1 pseudogene is annotated in these 1,036 nt (G+C 70.8%); it reads right to left on the reverse strand.

From position 1 onward, the window contains the following. Positions 1–967 (reverse strand): annotated as a pseudogene (locus ACWDKQ_RS36400) (hypothetical protein); the annotation flags it as partial. Positions 968–1,036 lie beyond the last annotated feature (69 nt).

Raw genomic sequence — 1,036 nt, forward strand, 5'->3', positions numbered from 1 at the left:
CAGCGGGTTCGTTGCCAGCGGAGGTGGCCTGGTTCGCCTTCGCACCGCCAGGCCAGGCCCGGCGCCGTCGTAGACCAGCAGCGGAACCAGCGGGACCAGCGGAATCAGCGGAGGTGCGTCGCGTCCCCTCACCGGTCGCTTCTCCTTCCCATGACGCCAGCCCGGGCTGTTCCGTCACGCGGGAAACACCGCGCCTGGGCTGTACCGCGGCCCCGCCCGCAACAGCACCACTGGACCTGGCAGCATCACCACTGCCCGAACTCGACCGCTCGACCTGGCCCGCCATCGATTCCCGGCGGCGTTCCACAACGCTGGCAGAATCAGCATCGCTGAACATGCGGGCCGCCTGGGCAGATGCCGTTTGGGCAGCCGGTGTCTCTTGCGGTGCCACCGTCTTTTCACCGGAGACCGGAACCGCAGCCGACGAATCCGCCAGGCCTGCCATGCCCTGGCGTTTTTCTGCCGCGACCAGGCCAGCGGGCCCGCTCACCGGCCTGGGTCGAGAACCATCCGCGGCGAACACCGTCCACCGCGGCCCGCGCTCACCCTGCCCCGGCGTCAGCGCGACAACATCCCGCTCCAGGTCCCGCGCCAGAGCCGAACCCTGACCCAGCGAGACCACCACACCCGCACCCGCAACACCCTGCGTGACCAACACCACAGGGCCGCCAGCAGAATCCGCAGCACCACCCCGCACGAACTCCGCCAACCCGCCACCAGACACCACACCCGCCGGAATCAGCATCCGCACCGCGTCCACCGGCAGGCCCGCAAGCGGCGCTACCACCCGGTCCTGCTGCGGGTACGGCACCGCCTGCGACCCATCCACGGGCAACACCGCCGAATCCGGCAGACCCGCGTCGGCATTCTCGCGATGCCACACCCCACTCCCCGCAGCCGAGTCCGCACCAGAGGACCCACCCCGGCCGGTCAGGGCACCCGGCGGGGACTCATGCACCACAGACACAGCACCACCGTCCGGATCCGCCACCGGGTCTGGGGCGGTGGCGGATCCGGTGCCAGTCTCCGGTAGCGC

The organism is Saccharopolyspora sp. NPDC000995, assembly GCF_053599315.1.